At 65.9% G+C, this 14,155-nt stretch carries 18 protein-coding genes; all 18 read right to left on the reverse strand.

The window, feature by feature from the left end:
- Window positions 1-96: 96 nt before the first annotated feature.
- Window positions 97-1,419, reverse strand: a complete 1,323-nt coding sequence (locus tag ACFPFG_RS05595) for a hypothetical protein (protein WP_380105485.1) — start codon at window positions 1,417-1,419, stop codon at window positions 97-99.
- Between the two features lie 548 nt (window positions 1,420-1,967).
- The gene (locus tag ACFPFG_RS05600; protein ID WP_380105486.1) at window positions 1,968-2,645 is read right to left on the reverse strand and encodes a phage adaptor protein; all 678 of its coding nucleotides are present in this window, start codon (window positions 2,643-2,645) and stop codon (window positions 1,968-1,970) included.
- A 14-nt stretch (window positions 2,646-2,659) separates the two neighbouring features.
- Entirely contained in the window at window positions 2,660-3,115 is a 456-nt protein-coding gene (locus ACFPFG_RS05605; protein ID WP_374623765.1) for a hypothetical protein, read from the reverse strand.
- 66 nt (window positions 3,116-3,181) lie between these two features.
- On the reverse strand, window positions 3,182-3,541 hold the full coding sequence (locus ACFPFG_RS05610) for a hypothetical protein (protein WP_380105488.1): 360 nt from the start codon (window positions 3,539-3,541) through the stop codon (window positions 3,182-3,184).
- A gap of 61 nt (window positions 3,542-3,602) precedes the next feature.
- On the reverse strand, window positions 3,603-4,640 hold the full coding sequence (locus ACFPFG_RS05615; RefSeq protein WP_250440054.1) for a N4-gp56 family major capsid protein: 1,038 nt from the start codon (window positions 4,638-4,640) through the stop codon (window positions 3,603-3,605).
- A gap of 26 nt (window positions 4,641-4,666) precedes the next feature.
- Window positions 4,667-5,626, reverse strand: a complete 960-nt coding sequence (locus ACFPFG_RS05620; protein ID WP_380105490.1) for a hypothetical protein — start codon at window positions 5,624-5,626, stop codon at window positions 4,667-4,669.
- A gap of 31 nt (window positions 5,627-5,657) precedes the next feature.
- Window positions 5,658-5,879: a hypothetical protein gene (locus ACFPFG_RS05625; protein WP_380105492.1), complete on the reverse strand. Its 222-nt coding sequence runs from the start codon at window positions 5,877-5,879 to the stop codon at window positions 5,658-5,660.
- 50 nt (window positions 5,880-5,929) lie between these two features.
- A complete protein-coding gene (locus tag ACFPFG_RS05630) occupies window positions 5,930-8,137 on the reverse strand; it encodes a portal protein (protein ID WP_380105494.1) in 2,208 nt (735 codons plus the stop codon).
- A gap of 1 nt (window position 8,138) precedes the next feature.
- A complete protein-coding gene (locus tag ACFPFG_RS05635; RefSeq protein ID WP_380105496.1) occupies window positions 8,139-9,584 on the reverse strand; it encodes a terminase large subunit domain-containing protein in 1,446 nt (481 codons plus the stop codon).
- Window positions 9,581-10,282: a hypothetical protein gene (locus tag ACFPFG_RS05640; protein ID WP_380105498.1), complete on the reverse strand. Its 702-nt coding sequence runs from the start codon at window positions 10,280-10,282 to the stop codon at window positions 9,581-9,583. Before ACFPFG_RS05640 ends, ACFPFG_RS05635 begins: the two co-directional genes overlap by 4 nt.
- Before the next feature lie 68 nt (window positions 10,283-10,350).
- Window positions 10,351-10,617, reverse strand: coding sequence for a hypothetical protein (locus ACFPFG_RS05645; RefSeq protein WP_380105499.1), 267 nt, complete (start codon window positions 10,615-10,617; stop codon window positions 10,351-10,353).
- 70 nt (window positions 10,618-10,687) lie between these two features.
- Window positions 10,688-11,215 carry a hypothetical protein gene (locus tag ACFPFG_RS05650; protein WP_380105501.1) on the reverse strand — a complete coding sequence of 176 codons (528 nt, stop codon included), beginning with the start codon at window positions 11,213-11,215 and terminating at the stop codon, window positions 10,688-10,690.
- Between the two features lie 74 nt (window positions 11,216-11,289).
- Window positions 11,290-11,754, reverse strand: coding sequence for a hypothetical protein (locus tag ACFPFG_RS05655; RefSeq protein WP_380105503.1), 465 nt, complete (start codon window positions 11,752-11,754; stop codon window positions 11,290-11,292).
- The gene (locus ACFPFG_RS05660; RefSeq protein WP_380105505.1) at window positions 11,751-12,224 is read right to left on the reverse strand and encodes a hypothetical protein; all 474 of its coding nucleotides are present in this window, start codon (window positions 12,222-12,224) and stop codon (window positions 11,751-11,753) included. The genes ACFPFG_RS05655 and ACFPFG_RS05660 overlap by 4 nt, the downstream gene beginning before the upstream one ends.
- Entirely contained in the window at window positions 12,221-12,412 is a 192-nt protein-coding gene (locus ACFPFG_RS05665) for a hypothetical protein (protein ID WP_380105507.1), read from the reverse strand. The genes ACFPFG_RS05660 and ACFPFG_RS05665 overlap by 4 nt, the downstream gene beginning before the upstream one ends.
- Window positions 12,409-13,068: a hypothetical protein gene (locus ACFPFG_RS05670; protein WP_380105509.1), complete on the reverse strand. Its 660-nt coding sequence runs from the start codon at window positions 13,066-13,068 to the stop codon at window positions 12,409-12,411. Before ACFPFG_RS05670 ends, ACFPFG_RS05665 begins: the two co-directional genes overlap by 4 nt.
- Window positions 13,065-13,550 (reverse strand): RusA family crossover junction endodeoxyribonuclease, encoded by a 486-nt coding sequence (locus tag ACFPFG_RS05675; RefSeq protein ID WP_380105511.1) that lies wholly within the window; start codon window positions 13,548-13,550, stop codon window positions 13,065-13,067. Before ACFPFG_RS05675 ends, ACFPFG_RS05670 begins: the two co-directional genes overlap by 4 nt.
- Window positions 13,547-14,146: a hypothetical protein gene (locus ACFPFG_RS05680; RefSeq protein WP_380105512.1), complete on the reverse strand. Its 600-nt coding sequence runs from the start codon at window positions 14,144-14,146 to the stop codon at window positions 13,547-13,549. Before ACFPFG_RS05680 ends, ACFPFG_RS05675 begins: the two co-directional genes overlap by 4 nt.
- Window positions 14,147-14,155: the final 9 nt, after the last annotated feature.

Here is a 14,155-nt window from a genome sequence, read left to right on the forward strand (position 1 = left end):
CCAGAAACGACGAAGCCCGCGCGGTGCGGGCTTGGTTGGGGTGCAGTCGGCTGTATGACGAAGACGGCTGGTGGAAGAAGAACTCCCCCCCGTCAACTAGTTCTTCCTATACTGCTGTCCGTCAGGTGCCGTGTACAACGTGCCAGGGGGCAATGCACTGAGCTGCGCCTGACTCGTCACAGAGATAGGCCCACCCTGCCCCGGCTGCTGCACAAACTGCCCGCTCTGGCGATTGAACACCGTGGACGGCGTGTTGTAGGCCCGGCCGCTGGTCGGGTCCACTTGCTGCCCACCGGGCACCACCAGATACGGATCAGACTGCTGCGTCGCGCCCTCGATGTCCCGCATGTACTGCACCAGGCTGCGGCGCTTGGTCGGGTCTTGTTCCTGCGCCACTTGGCTGCGTGCCGCCTCCACCAGCCGGTTCGTGCGGTTGCTGTAGCCCTGAGTCTCGCGGTCCATGTCCAGGCGCTGCTGCGTCAGCCCGGCATGCAGGCCGGCGCGCTGGTTCTGGCCTTGCTGCTCCAACATCGCGCGCACGAGCGAATTGCCCTGGCGCATGCCTTCTGCCTGTAGGCCTGGGTCGGCCTGCTGCAGCACCTGGTCTGTCGCCAGCATGGACTGGTACTTCTGCACGGCGGGGTTGTTCTCGGCCCCTGGCCCGCCCCACTGCTGAGTGTTCTTGATGGAGCTGGCCGACACCTCCGCGTTGCGCAGCGCGTTGCGCGAGGCCCAGTCGTTGCCGCTGTGGGCAATGTTCGCGGCCTGCACGAGGGGATTGCCCAGCGACGACGACAGGCCCGGGGCGATGTCCTGCATCTGCGATCCAGGCGTCGCTCCGCTGGGCAGCGAGTTCATGGTGCCGCCAGGGGGCTTGCTGTTGATGGTGATGTCGCCGCTGATGTTGGCGGGGCCGCTGTAGCTGTTGCCCTGGCGCGTGATGTTGGCCGGGCCAGGAGATGGCGTGGCGCCAGGCATGGGCGCAGCTGCGACGCCAGGGGAGCCTGGAGTTCCGGGCGCGCCCGCCTGCTGCTCCATCGCGGCGGCCACGAGCGGATTGGACTGGCGCGTGATCGGGCTGGCGGGTGCTGGGCTCTGGGCACCAGCAGCAGTCGCCAGCGCAGCACCACCGCCCACCACGGGCGCATAGGGTGCAGCAGCCTGGGCGGCCTGGCCCAGCCCCGACATGGCCGGCTGCGATGCGCCGAAGGCCCGCGCAACCAGACCAGTACCACGCAGCGCAGCGCCCGGGATGCCGCCCGCACTGGGCAGCGCGGCCAGGTTGCGGCCGAAGTCGTTGTTCAGGGGATTGCTCTGGGAGCCGTCGGGCGTGGGTGCCTGCGGATTGCCTCCCACCGGGATCTGGTTGATCAGCGCGTCACGCCGCTGGGCTGCTTCGAGAAGGGGATTCGTGGCCATGAGTGTTCCTTGCGGAGTTGCTCATGGCAGTGTGCGGATATGCTGTCGGCCCGTCGAACCCCAGTGGGGGCACAACATCGGCGCCGCCTGATCTCAACGAATAAGGGACGAACCTTGGAGACTGAAAAAATCCGTGCTCTCGGCAGAGACTTTAAGAACGCAATTTTGCGAGTACCTCCACACCTCCTAGCTCTCAATTTGCAGAGGTTTCCTCATGGTGCATGTGGCGACACCTCTCGGCTATTCGGGGCTTATCTCAAAGAAGTTGGAATTGAGGGGTTTTCTTATGTCATCGGATACAGAGGAAATGTCCATGAACATACAGAGGGAAGCCACGCGTGGCTGCAACGTGGCAACCTAATTGTGGATTTGACGGCAGACCAGTTTCCCGACGCACCAGTTGGCTTCGTCGCTGAGGAGAATTCTTCTTGGCACGCGGCGTTCAGGCGAGGAACTCCGACACCGTCGAAATTTCAACTTGAAGGCCTGAAGAATTCATACTGCCTGATCCGGCAGGCCATGGGGACGACAAACCCGCCATAAGGCGCTCAAGCCAGCGGCCCAGGCACACCCACCTCGCGCGAGCGCACCCACTCTTCATTGCGTCCGCTGACCTTGCGCCCGAACTCTGCTTCGAACTTGGCCAGTGCCACGGCAGCCTTGGCGTCGTTGTGCATGTCGGTGTCCTCGCGGCCATAGGCCCGGTACAGCATCCAGTGCACGAGGGCGAAGTGCAGCTCGGGCCGGATCTCGGGCTTGTCCATGCAGGTGCGCATTGGCTTGAGCGACAGGCGCTGCACGGTCAGCCGCAGCTCACCGTCTGCTGCAGGCCTGGGCCACAGGTGCAGCTTGCCCGTGGTCATGCCGGCCACCAGGCGCTGCGGCACGTCCTGGCGCTCCTGGAACTGCCAGCCAGGGTGGTGGCAGTCCATCTCGTCCACCGAGATCTCCCCGACCTCCTGCCCGTTGATGAAGGCGCGCAGGATGCGCACCACCCTGCTGTCCAGGTCCACCGTCTCGGCGCCGGCCAGGAAGGGGATGCGGCACATGGGAGAGACCGAATCGCGCAGGAGCTGGCCACGGCGGCAGGCTTCGACCTGGGCCTCGTTGGCGTAGATGGTCAGCAGCTCATCGCTGCAGAACACATCGGTATCGCCGCCGCCAGTAGCCCTGGCCTCGTCCATGGAGTCGGCCCGGTACTGCTTGATCAGGTCTTCGAGGGTCATGGCGGGCCTTCAGGTCAGGAGGCGAGGATCGAACGCAGCCAGGCCTGGCCCAGACGGTTGTCGTCGCGGTTCACCTGGAACGGGTAGCGCAGGCTGTTGATGGGCTGCACCGCGTTCATGCGCTCGCCCAGGCGGTCGTCCAGCTCCTGGTCGTAGCCGGTCTCCTTGGCACGGGCCAGGCGCTCGACGAACTTGCGCTTGACCACGATGGGGAAGTTGCGGCGGAACATCTGGATGACGCCGTTCACCGAGACCTGCACGAACGGTGCCTCGTTGTCGCGGCCGCCGGACAACACGGTGACCATCACGGGCTCGTTCATGAAGGCTTCCAGCTCGGCGTCCTTGAGGGTCACCGGGGTGTCGATGATCTCAGCCGAGAAGTCGGGCACGATGCCGAACTCCATGGGAGGCGTGGCGCCCAGGTACTCGTTGGTGGCGTCCGTTTCGTTCTTGCGGGGGGTGGTGGCCATGTTGATGTCCTTGCGGGGATGTGAGGTGGCCCGGGGCGAGTGCCCCAGGACCACGGGGGGGGGGCTTCAGCTGCGCGCTTCGTAGACGCAGGTCTTGGAAGCCAGGACGGCCGCCAGGGTGGCGTTCTGCGACACGCGGAAGCCGCGTTCATCGACCGTAATGCCGTTGGCAGCGTCCAGGGTGCGGACGCCATCGGCGCCGGTCTTGAGGCAAGAGCCAGCGGCCATGCCCTCGAACCACTCGATCTGCACGCGGTCGGTGACGTTGATCCAGCGGACTTGGCTGGGCTTGAAGCCGGTCTCGATGCGGGTGGTGTCCCCCGCGACGATGGCGGTGGCGTCGTAGACCACCTTGCCCTGGGCGGAACTCTGGGAGTCCTGCTTGTCGGTCTTGGTGCGGGTCTGGCCCGCGGTGTTGTCGGCCATGATGCGTTCTCCGTGGGAGTTGAGGTTCAGAGTGGAGGGAGGACCGAAGCCCTCCCCGGCCTTACAGCGCGGTCACCCCGGCTTCGGCCACCGCCATCCAGCCCTCGTTGAGCATGGTGCAGGCCATGTAGAACTTGGCGCCCACGTAGCCGCGCTGGCCCAGCGGATCGCTCTTGTCCTTCACCCCGGGCGGGATGTAGGTCGGGTCGATGGAGTCGGAACCACGCAGTGCCAGCTGGCCCCAGGCGTCTTCGCCGACCATGATGAACGGGTAGACGTCCACGTTGGTCGCACCCGTCAGGCCGGTGCTGCCGATGGCTGCACCAGCGCCGGCATAGGGCGCCAGTTCTGCGCTGGTGATGAAGCGGAAGTTCTCGCAGGAGCCGATTTCCTGGGTGTGAACCGGCTTGCGGCTGCCGTAGGCGCTGACGTGCACGAAGCCCTGCAGGTCGCGGATATCAGCCTCGGCGTCCGTGTGCACGAAGACCAGGTAGCTGGCCTCCACGGGCTTGGTGGCGATCATCGCCGAGGGCGACAGGATGCCCGTGATGCGCTTGGCGTGGTTGGCCTGCAGGTTGCGGCTGATCTTGCGCAGCAGGTTCAGGCTGATCTTCGCGTTCACAGCAGCGCGGCTGGCACCGCCACCGGCATAGAACACGTTGGTGCAGGCCTTGAGCACGCCGTAGCGGATCATCTCGCGCACCAGGGCAATGCGCTCGCCGCACTGCTTCTTCATCTCAGCCGGCACGTCGTCCTCGTACGTGTCCACCGTCTGGTCGGTGAGCTGGTAGAGGCAGCCGTATTGCTTGATGGTGACCTGGATGTCCTGCGGCACCAGCGTGTCTGCGCCGGGCGTGACGCCTTCGGTCAGCTCGTGGGCCACCGGGTCCGCCTTGGGCCGGTTGCGGGTGTTCCAGTCCGTGTTCGCTGCGCCCCAGGGGAGGTAGCGGCGGTGCACGATGGTCTTGCCCTGGTTCTTGGGAAGCGCGCGCTGCTGGCCGGTGATGCCCAGCACTTCGCTCGCCACAGCGTGGGCGAGGATGTCGCCCTTGATCTTGCCGATCCGCGGCGCCGGGTTGCCGCTTTCGTATTGAGCCATGATGTTCTCCTTCGGGCCTGGCTATCTCAGCGCTGGCCCATGGTGGCCTGGAAGGCGGCCAAGAATTCTTCCTCTTCAGTGGGCGCGGCCTGGGGGCGCGGCGCGTTGCCGCTGGGCGTGACGGCCGCCTTGAGCCGTGCCTGCCCCTTCGCGGCCTTGTCGGCGGCGGCGGTGCGGGCGGTGGTCCATGCGTCGTATTTACCCAGTACGGAGCCCATGCTGTCGGCCGTGACCGCGTCAGCAAACTCCTGCTGCACCTGCTCCCCTTGAGCGGTGAGCCACAGGTTGAACTCCTGCGAGCCCACCTTGTCGCGCCAGCCTGTGTGCATGCGGTCCATCACGGCCAGCTCCAGCGCCATGGGGTCGTGCCCGGCCTGGACCTGCGGCGCTTCGCCCGTGGCCACGGGTTGCTGCGCTTCGGCTGGTGGGGCTTCCTGGCGAGGTTGCTGGTTGTGGAGACCGATCAACGCCCGGGCGTACTCGGCAACGTCGGGATAGTCCTGCTCGAACTGCTTGAGTTGGGGTGGCAGCTCGGGCGCCGCTGCGGGCGCCGGGGCTGCTGGGGCCGCGGGAGCGGGTTGCTGCGACTTGCGCAGCAGATCACCGATGCTCCCGTGTGCTTTGTCCAACTGGCGTTTGAGCGTGTCCACCTCGGCGGCGTTGCCCAGCAGGCGGCGCAACTCGCTGCGCTTGAAGCCGGCGAACTCGACAGGATCGTCGTCCTCGGTCGTGGCCGGCTGCTGCTGGGCGGGCTGCCCCTCAGTGCCGGCGGCGGCCGTGGCCTCCTCCTGCTGTTGCTCGCTGGCTTCTTGCGTCACAGCTTCCTTGCCGCCCTGTTCGGCCGCAGCACCTACCGGCGCTGCAGTGGATGCGGGCGGCTCGGTGCCGGACGTCTCAGCGAAGGCGCGATGGAAATCGGCCTCCTCTTGAGCACGGGCCTCGGCCTGCTGTTGAGCCTGCTGTTCCTGCTGTTGTTGCTCGTCCATGCGTCATGCACTCCTGTATGTCGTGCTGAGGTCAGTAGCCGGGGCCACCGATGTCAGCGGTATGTGCCGGGTCTGGTTTGTCCAGTGCCAGCAGTTCTTTCCAGGCCGCGATGCGCCCACGCAGTTCAGCGGTGCGCAGCGCGTCCATGGTTGGGCTGTCGTTCTTCTTGCGCAGGGTGTCGATCTGCGCGTTGGCATGGCGCTCGATGGCGCGCCACGTCGGTGAGGTGAAGTCGATACCCTGGTTCGTCATGGCTTGCAGTGTCCGGAGGAACGCCCGCTGGAGCGAACCCTGGCCGGGGGTCAGCCCCGCGCGCCGTCAGCGGCCGGCGTCTCGATGCCCTGGCGCACGCCCAGCAGAGGGCTGTCCGGGCGCAGCGGCGTCAGCGGGTCGGTGTTGTTGGGCATAGCGCCGGGGTCGGGCTGCTGCTGGGGCGTGATCCAGCCTCCCTGCGGCACGATGGGCGCGGCATCCTGGTCCTGGAAGCCCACCGACCTGGCCAAGCCGTCGGCGAGCGTGGCCACGGCCGGGTTCATCGAAATGAGCTGGCCGGTCTGCACGCCGCTGTACAACGTCTCCATGCCGGTGTTGGTGGCGTCGGCATCGGCCTTGCGAGCCTGGGCGGCCAGCAGTTGGGCCTTGGCCTGCACCGTCGGGTCCTGGCCCTGCTGGGCGCGCTGAGCCTTCTGCTCATCCGTGTACTGGAAGTTGGTGGGGTCCAGGCGCTGGCCCTTGCACAGCTCGGCCGCCAGCTTGGCCGGGTCCAGCTCGTAGATGGGATTGGCCGACACCTGAAGCAGCGTCATCAGGAACTGCTGTTGGGCGTCGCGCTCGACCAGCGCAGAGGAGGCGCGCACGTCGATCTGGAAGTCGCCCTTGATGGACTCGTCGTCCGAGTAGGTCATCATCCAGTCGAAGTACCGCTGGATGTGCGGCCGGGTCATGTAGTCGTCGAAACGCTTGGCCAGGCGCCGCAGCACGCTGGTAGCGTTGTTGTTCTGCATCTGCATGCCGCCCAGGGTGTTGGGCGCATCGCCGCGGATGCCCTGCAGCATGGCCGGCATGCCCGTGGTGTCCTCAGCCATCTTCAGGGCGAAGTTGATGATGTTCATCAGCGGTGCCTGCACGCTGGGCACCACGAAAGCATTGAAGGCGGCGCGCACGTCGGAGGCATCTGCATCCGCCTCGGCCCGCCAGACCTTGCCCGGGCGCAGCGCATAGTTGCCGTCCTGGGGTGTGATTCCGTTGCCGATGATCACCTGGGGCGAGGCCGAGAGGCCGGCGTTGTCCATCATGGCGCGGGCCGAGCCGTTGAGCATGCGCTGTGCCGTGCGGATCTGGCGGCTGATGCCAACACCCCAGGGCATGCCGGGGCGGCGCTGCCAGGCCAGCACGTCGTAGGGGAACTCGCCGTCATCCTGGGGGCTGAGCACGACCTTGACCAGGCGGTCGTTGATCATCACGGCCATGGTGGGCACGCGGTCCTCGTCGCCCTCTTCCATCTCCACGCCCAGGCGCGCCAGGTGCTCGCGGGCGCAGTGGCCGTAGAAGATCCACATCTCGAACTCGTCCTCACCCGGACGGTAGACGGCCTCCGTGCCCTCGCGGGTGCGGGCCGGGCCTTCGCGCAGCACGGCCAGCAGTTCGGCAGTCTCGTAGCTGGGATCGGCCGCCATCTCCTTGATCTGGCGCCGGCCGATGTGCTCGCGCTCCCAGGTGTAGCTGCCGTTGTGGATGTTCTCTCCGCAGGACGGGTCCGGGAAGAAGTTCCAGACGTCGATGCGCTTGGAGCCTGGCTTGATCTCGTCCACCTTGATGAACTCGGTCATGCCCGTGGCCGGGTCTTTCCGGGTCATGCGCGCCGTGCGGGTGATGGGGAACGGCCCCTTGAGCACGCCCGAACCAATGCGCGCGGAGTCCTCGATGACCTGGCGCACCTCGCCATGCCAGTTGCTTTCCACCAGCGGGTCCTCGATGGCCTGCTGCATGCGCTCGGCGGCCTCCTTGGCCTGGTCCGCCTGGGCGGCCATCTGCTCATGCACGGCTGCGGGGTCCGTGGCGCCCATGGCCTGGGCCAGCATGGTCAGCTGTGGCCCGCTCAGGCGCGGCAGCGGCGTCGGCTTGATCTCCCAGGCCCGATCATCCGTGGGCAGCAGCATGTCCGCCACGCGGGCGCTGGCTGCATCGGTGTAGGGGCGCGTGATGTTGAGGAACACAACCGACCGGGCCGGGCCCTGCTGCTTGGGCTGGCCGCCGATGATGGCCGCCTTCCTGCTGCGGTACAGCTGGTTGGCGTTCTGGAAGTTGCGGTTGGCGTCGTCGATGCCCTGGTAGTGCTCCTCGTCCTCAGTCCACTCCTCCTCGATGCCGGAGCCAGCGCGGCCGGCAATGGCTTCGCGGCGCTTGGACAGGAGCGTCAGGACGAACTCGGCGCGCAGGTCGCGCTGGGGCTCGCCGCTGTCGTCGTGCTGCTGGGCCAGCAGGCCCCCATGGTTGGCGGTGGCTTGCATGTCAGTACCCTATCTCGTTGTCCAGTGGCTGCCAGGCCGAGGCTGCGGCGCTGGCCGGGGCCGGTCGCACGATGGCCTTGCGCTTCATCATCACGGCGTAGCGGGTGGCGCTCATCAGGTCGTCCTGCTTCTTCACGACCTTGCCGTCCTCGCGGTGGTACAGGCGGAACTCGCTGAACCAGTCCTCCAGGTGGGCGAACACCTTGAGCCGTCCGGTCTGCATGCGCTGCAGCATCTCCATCAGGCCGGCCTCGACACCATTGCTGCCGTCCTCGAAGGTGGCGCGATCCTTGAGCATCTTCAGCCCGGTCTTCGCATACTGGACGGCCAGCTGCTCGCCGCTGCCCTTGTCGTGCTGCAGGCCGTCGTGGGGCCAGGCCGTAGGCACCCAGTCGCCCCAAGCCTTGATCGTCGCGGCGTGCAGGATGGGCGTGGCCTCCTTCTGGCGATGCCCCTGGATCACATAGAGGCAGTCGCTGTCTCGGTCCCAGGCCAGCTGCACGGCGGCCGTGGGATGGTCCCAGCCGAAGTCCAGGCCGTTGATGCGCACCCAGTGAGCAGGGATTGGGAAAGGCTGCACCTTGATACTGTCCTCTTCCACGGGGAAGATCCGGCCGCTGCCCAGCGTCGGGATGCCCTTGGAGCGCGCCTCACGCTCGTGCGCCGGGTAGCTAGCGACGATGGACTGCTTCTGCTCCAGCGAGTAGTGGTCCACGTCCCAGATGGTCATGCTGGTGACGTGCCGGGCCTTGGCGCCAGGGTCGTCTGCCTCGGGCATCAAGAAGCGCATCACCACGTCCGACATGCCCAGCAGCGGGGTGAAGGTGGTCTGCGCGAACTGGCCGCGCTGGCCGTTGTTGGTGCGGGTCAGGCCCTCGGCGTAGATGTCCTGCGGCGGCTCCTCGTCGAACCAGACGCCATCCACGGTTGGGCCCTGCCACTTCTCGCGGCCCTTCTCGTAGGACTTGAAGGCGATGATGGATTCGCCGGCCTGCACATCGCCACCACCACCCCAGCGGATCACGGCGCTGTCCAGCAGGTTGGCAACGCCCATGGCGCGCGTGGTGGCCTTGATGGCATCGCGCGGCACCATGCCCGTGCCCCAGGCATCCACCGTGGCCGGCGGGCCCAGCAGCATGCGCTGCGGGTTGTCGCGCGTGGCTTCGCTGGTCACGGAGCCGGCCCAGAAGGTCACGGGCTTGTTGAAGGTGGCACCGTCCCACCAGTCTGGATACCGGCCCGTCAGGTGCATGGCCCATTCGGCGCCGCCGGCCTTGGTCTTGCCGAGCTGGTTGCCGGCCATGAACAGGCGCTCGCTGAACGACGCGCCAGCACGGTGAAACTCTCGCTGCTTGCCGTAGGGGCCGTACTGGTCCAGCTGCCGCGCCGCCAGTTCCCGCTCGATCATGGCCAGCATGGCGGCCTGCTTCTCAGGGGAGAGGTTCATGCGCGCGCCCTCACCGCATCGCGCATGGCCAGCAGCTCGGCCGTGGTCACGCTCTCCATGCCCTTGGCCGGTGGCTCGGGCATTTCATCGCGGATGCCGTAGGCCTGGCGCTCCAGCCCGATGAGCACGCGCAGGGATTCGGACAGCGACCGCATGGTGCTACTGCGGTTCGCCAGGCTGGAGGCCTTGCCCGCCGCCTCGGCCAGCTTGCCGCGCTGCTCCTTGGTCAGTTCCTCGGCCGGGGCACTGCGCAGGATGGCTGCCACGTCGGTCAGCAGCTTCGGGCTCGCGCTCTGCTGCTCCAGCTCATCCATGAGGCCCATGCAGATGCGCCGGCACCGCACGATGTCGCCGCGCTCTGCCAGACGCACAGTCGCCTGAGTCGTGGCAGCGGCGTCCACCGTCTCCCGCTCTACCGCTGGAGACGCATTGTTAACCGGGGTGTTAACCAGGGCCGCGTTAACCAGCGCGTCGGCCTTGGATTGGATCTTGGCGGTGAGGTCTCGCGTCCATCCCAGCTTCTTGGCGCGCTTGGAGATGTTGACGTGGCTGGTGCCGGAGCCTTCGGCGATTTCGCGCAGGCTTTTGATGCCGGCCCGGTAGTCCAGCTCTATGCGCTCCCAGTCAGGGGAGCGGGGACCGGGGGCTGCGCCACCTGCGCTGGGGGCTTGATCGGGAACTGCGGGAGTGGAAGGCATGCCCGGAGTCTCCCGGGCGCGTGTCTTTTAGGCGAACCCTACCCGGGGGCGGGCTGGTACATCAGCGACTAACGCCGCTTCGGAAGCTCATATGTGAGCGAGACCTCTTCCACCTCGGCATGCCGGGCGAATGGCGGAAAAGTTCCCATTGAATCTTTAAGCACATAGCGCTTCACTTCTTTGCCATCGGCGTCAAGCAACGCATAAAGATACCGATCCACATCTTGGCCCTTGCTTGCGCCGTAATACTCTGACTCCAGTCGTTTCAGTGAATGGCCATCTGGAGGTTTCACGAAATATTCAATCTCATATTTCTCTTCAGACTCGATTCCCATGGCATACACCTTTCTATCAATGCGTTTAGAGGCCAGCAACACCAATTCTCACACATATGAAAAAGGAACCTTACCCAATTAACGACATCTGCCCCGCATCCCCATCCTGCAACCTCTTCTGCAACTGCTGTACCACCTTGCGCAACTCCTGAATTTCATTGGCCTGCGATCGATGACGCACGGTGTAATCCGTGAGGATCGCGCCCATATCATGCTGATTCTGGAGGTTCGAGAACTGCACTGCATAACCCATCAGGCTGCGGGCAATCCGGCGCGCCATAGCCTCATTGGTGCGGAGCTGTTGATCACCAACTTCAATGATCACAAGGCCCTCGGGCAGTTCAGTGATCGAGAAGGCCTCAGGTTCAGGGCGCGTGATCAGCATCGCGAACACGCCAGCACGCAGGCGGCGCAGACGCCCATCGTCAATCAGCCGCGACACATGGTCGTCGATGATCGGCATCTTCAGGCCAGTGAGTTCGTGCAGAAGCTCGCGCGTGCACACCTGCTCTTGGCTATGCAGGTCCTGGATAGTGGCCCAGATGATGTCGGCGCTGGTGCGGTCGTCGATTTGCGGCGTGGTGGTGCTGGTGGTCAATGGCTTCTCCCGGTAAACTGCGATTGCTCAGGTCACAGACCGGGATCGCCCGCCTCGCGCGGGCTTTCCTTTTTTCAGGGCATGTGCAGCGCTCCCCTGATCTGGCGCATCTGCTGATCGGACCACTGCACGGCGGCCACTGCGATGCCGTTGCGGTCCAGGTCGATGAGGCCGTCGAAGACCTGGGCGGCCTGGCGCGCGATCTGCAGTTCTGGCCCAGACAGGCCCACCCTCTTCGTCTTCTTCAGGCGCTGGCACACGGCCGGGTAGGTGTTGAGCTGGTCGTCCACGGCCTTGATGGCCTCGTCCGTGAAGCGTTCGCCGTCCTCGTGGAGCATGCGCATCATCTGGCTGTAGGTGAAGCCGGTCTCGATCCAGTCCCAAAGATCCGCCACGGTGGCCGTGCCGGTCTCCAGCCGCTGCACCAGGTCGTGATGGGCCACCTTGGCGCTCAGCTTCGTGGTCGGGGCCAGCTTGGCGCGCCAGAATTTCGGCACCACGTCGGGCACGCGGCGCGGCTTGTTGGGGATGTGCTTCATCGCTCGAACCCTCCCATGAAGCTCTCCATGCAGGCCCAGCGCTGGTGCACGTCCAGGGCGGGCCAGAGGACTGCCTGGGCATGGCCGGTCCAGAGGAAGGCATCCACGGCCCGGTGCAGCTCGCAGAACTCGTTCTCGTCCATGCAGTCGAAGTCCAGGCTCTGCGGAATGGCGTTGGGCTTGCCATCCAGGCCGGGCACGAAGTAGGCGTAGCCGGCGCCGAGCGTGAGCCAGGCCCGCAGCTTGTCCAGATCGGTGAAGGCCTCCGTCCTGTCCAGCAGGCGCTGCAGCTTGGCGAAGAAGAAGGCGTGGTGCTTCGGGCTGCGCGGCAGCCGGTAGTTGAAGGCCATGGTCTGGCCCGGCTCCAGGGCAGCCACCGCCGCCTTGAACCGGCCGTAGGCCCGCTGGCCCGCCGGGTCCATGCCGCAGAGCTTGCCCTGCTGGTCTTTCGTGAGAACGAGTTTCGTCATGGTGCCTCCCTGTGCTGCTCCAGCAGCCCGTGCTCGACGATGCGCAGCGCGCCGATGGCGGCCGCGAGCGGGATCTGGCCGGCGTACTCGCGCAGGCAGTCGTTCAGGTCCTGGACCAGCTCCTCTATCTGGGGATAGGGCCGGCCGCCAAAGGTGGCGCGCACTAGGTTGTCGGTGGGATTGGTCATGCTTCTTCGCTCCAGAGAGGCAGGCGCGCGGGCCAGAGTCCGCGCTGTTGGATGGTGTGGCGGGTGATGCGGCCCCATTCGAGGCCGTAGGCGCGGTGCCCTTCCCTGCCGCCTTCAACCAGGCGGTACTGGTCATAGGCTGCATGACATCCCTCGATGCCCTGGCGCGCGCAGCACAGCGGGAAGCCGGTGCGGTCGTCGGTCTTGAGCGCGAAGCCCTTGCCCAGGTTCAGGTGGGCGTGCTGGCTGTGCCCGTGAATGCCGCAGGAGATGCACGGCAGGCCGGCCACGGCGCGGCGGTAGGCCTCGCAGGTCAGGATCTCGGCCTTGGGCTGGGCCTGGCCGGTGGCCGAGCCCATGGCCACGGTGCTGGAGCAGGCCATGCCGGCCGTGGCGCGGGCGCTGGCCATGGCGCGCGCGGCACGCTGTGCCAGGCGCTCGTCACGGTCCTGCGCTGGCGCGGCGGCACGCTTTTCCTTCAGGCGGGCATTGATGGCTTCACGATTCCTGCGCCGGTACTCGCGGTTTCTTTCTGCCGAGCTGGACCTGTTGCACGCGTTGCACACGCTCCCCGGGCGCGACGCGCCCAGGCGATGCGGGAACTCGTCCTGGTCCTTGAGGGCGCCACATTTGGAGCATTTGGCCAGCACCGTCATGCCAGCGCTCCCAGCAGGTCGCCCTGCTCCGGCACGGGCGCGGTGGCCAGAGCCAGGGGCGTGATGGTCACCACCAGCTTGCCGCCATCCACGGGCTCGCCGCGCTGGGCATTGATGCTGCGCACCCAGCGGTCGTCCTCGATGGCCACGCCCTTGAGCGCGTCCAACAGCACCTTCTGGGCGTTGTCCAGGTCGATGCACTGCACGGTGTCGTCCCATGCCATGGGGTCGCGCTTCGCCCGGCGCGCCCAGTCCTGGGGCCGGTGCGGGTGCAGGGTGTAGGCGATGGCAACGCGGCCGGCAATGGGGCTGCGCACACCCGCGGCCTTGGCCAACCAGCCCACCTTTTCCTTGAACGCCTTGGCCTCGGTCGAAACGTAGGTCATGGCCATGCTGGCCGAGCCCTTGCGGATCACGCGGGTCTGCCAGTAGCGATTACTAGAAACAGGATAAGGAAGGATGAGCGTGATTGCAGCGGTCATTGCAGCGCCTCCTCGGGAGTTGCGCCGCGACGAATCCGCCCATACACACGGTCCACAGAAAGACCCAGTGCATCGCACCAATCTTTCACGCATTTCGTTTGCCCTTCCCGCGTCGCCCAGATGGTGCTTCGGCGATTGCGGGCCTGTTCGTGATCAGTAGCCCACTTGCAATTACCCGGCTCGTAGCCTTTGCTTGAATCGATCCGCTCAATGGACATTCCCAGAGGCCTCTCTCCCATGTCGGCGAAGAAATCCTCAAAGCTCTTGTTCCATCGCTCACAGACACGGATGCCGCGACCGCCATAGTTCTGGTATTCGTCGCTACTGGGATAGTTGCAGCGCTGCTTCATTGCGCACCAGCTGTTGTAGGTTGGCGTGCCCTTCATTCGGTGAATGGGCTGGCCCTTCTTCCTGATGCAGCCGCACGATTTCGTGTGACCACTGGTCAACCGGAAAAGCGCCGCAATGTGCTCCTTGCCGCAGTCGCAGCGGCAGTGCCACTGGGTCCGCCCGAAACGGTCGTTCTCCGCACGGGACAGGATGGTCAGCTGGCCGAACTTGGCGCTGATGGGGTACGGGAGAGTGAGGGTGATCATGGGTGGGGC

Source organism: Delftia deserti (genome assembly GCF_042653485.1).
GTDB lineage: Bacteria > Pseudomonadota > Gammaproteobacteria > Burkholderiales > Burkholderiaceae_C > Comamonas > Comamonas acidovorans.

What these genes read in the sequence shown, in the direction of transcription:
- ACFPFG_RS05605 (WP_374623765.1), bottom strand. Translation starts at nt 3,115, where the DNA reads ATGGCCACCACCCCCCGCAAGAACGAAACGGACGCCACCAACGAGTAC.
- ACFPFG_RS05595 (WP_380105485.1), bottom strand. Translation starts at nt 1,419, where the DNA reads ATGGCCACGAATCCCCTTCTCGAAGCAGCCCAGCGGCGTGACGCGCTG.
- ACFPFG_RS05655 (WP_380105503.1), bottom strand. Translation starts at nt 11,754, where the DNA reads ATGAAGCACATCCCCAACAAGCCGCGCCGCGTGCCCGACGTGGTGCCG.
- ACFPFG_RS05620 (WP_380105490.1), bottom strand. Translation starts at nt 5,626, where the DNA reads ATGGACGAGCAACAACAGCAGGAACAGCAGGCTCAACAGCAGGCCGAG.
- ACFPFG_RS05615 (WP_250440054.1), bottom strand. Translation starts at nt 4,640, where the DNA reads ATGGCTCAATACGAAAGCGGCAACCCGGCGCCGCGGATCGGCAAGATC.
- ACFPFG_RS05640 (WP_380105498.1), bottom strand. Translation starts at nt 10,282, where the DNA reads ATGCCTTCCACTCCCGCAGTTCCCGATCAAGCCCCCAGCGCAGGTGGC.
- ACFPFG_RS05680 (WP_380105512.1), bottom strand. Translation starts at nt 14,146, where the DNA reads ATGATCACCCTCACTCTCCCGTACCCCATCAGCGCCAAGTTCGGCCAG.
- ACFPFG_RS05625 (WP_380105492.1), bottom strand. Translation starts at nt 5,879, where the DNA reads ATGACGAACCAGGGTATCGACTTCACCTCACCGACGTGGCGCGCCATC.
- ACFPFG_RS05665 (WP_380105507.1), bottom strand. Translation starts at nt 12,412, where the DNA reads ATGACCAATCCCACCGACAACCTAGTGCGCGCCACCTTTGGCGGCCGG.
- ACFPFG_RS05645 (WP_380105499.1), bottom strand. Translation starts at nt 10,617, where the DNA reads ATGGGAATCGAGTCTGAAGAGAAATATGAGATTGAATATTTCGTGAAA.
- ACFPFG_RS05600 (WP_380105486.1), bottom strand. Translation starts at nt 2,645, where the DNA reads ATGACCCTCGAAGACCTGATCAAGCAGTACCGGGCCGACTCCATGGAC.
- ACFPFG_RS05630 (WP_380105494.1), bottom strand. Translation starts at nt 8,137, where the DNA reads ATGCAAGCCACCGCCAACCATGGGGGCCTGCTGGCCCAGCAGCACGAC.
- ACFPFG_RS05675 (WP_380105511.1), bottom strand. Translation starts at nt 13,550, where the DNA reads ATGACCGCTGCAATCACGCTCATCCTTCCTTATCCTGTTTCTAGTAAT.
- ACFPFG_RS05670 (WP_380105509.1), bottom strand. Translation starts at nt 13,068, where the DNA reads ATGACGGTGCTGGCCAAATGCTCCAAATGTGGCGCCCTCAAGGACCAG.
- ACFPFG_RS05635 (WP_380105496.1), bottom strand. Translation starts at nt 9,584, where the DNA reads ATGAACCTCTCCCCTGAGAAGCAGGCCGCCATGCTGGCCATGATCGAG.
- ACFPFG_RS05660 (WP_380105505.1), bottom strand. Translation starts at nt 12,224, where the DNA reads ATGACGAAACTCGTTCTCACGAAAGACCAGCAGGGCAAGCTCTGCGGC.
- ACFPFG_RS05610 (WP_380105488.1), bottom strand. Translation starts at nt 3,541, where the DNA reads ATGGCCGACAACACCGCGGGCCAGACCCGCACCAAGACCGACAAGCAG.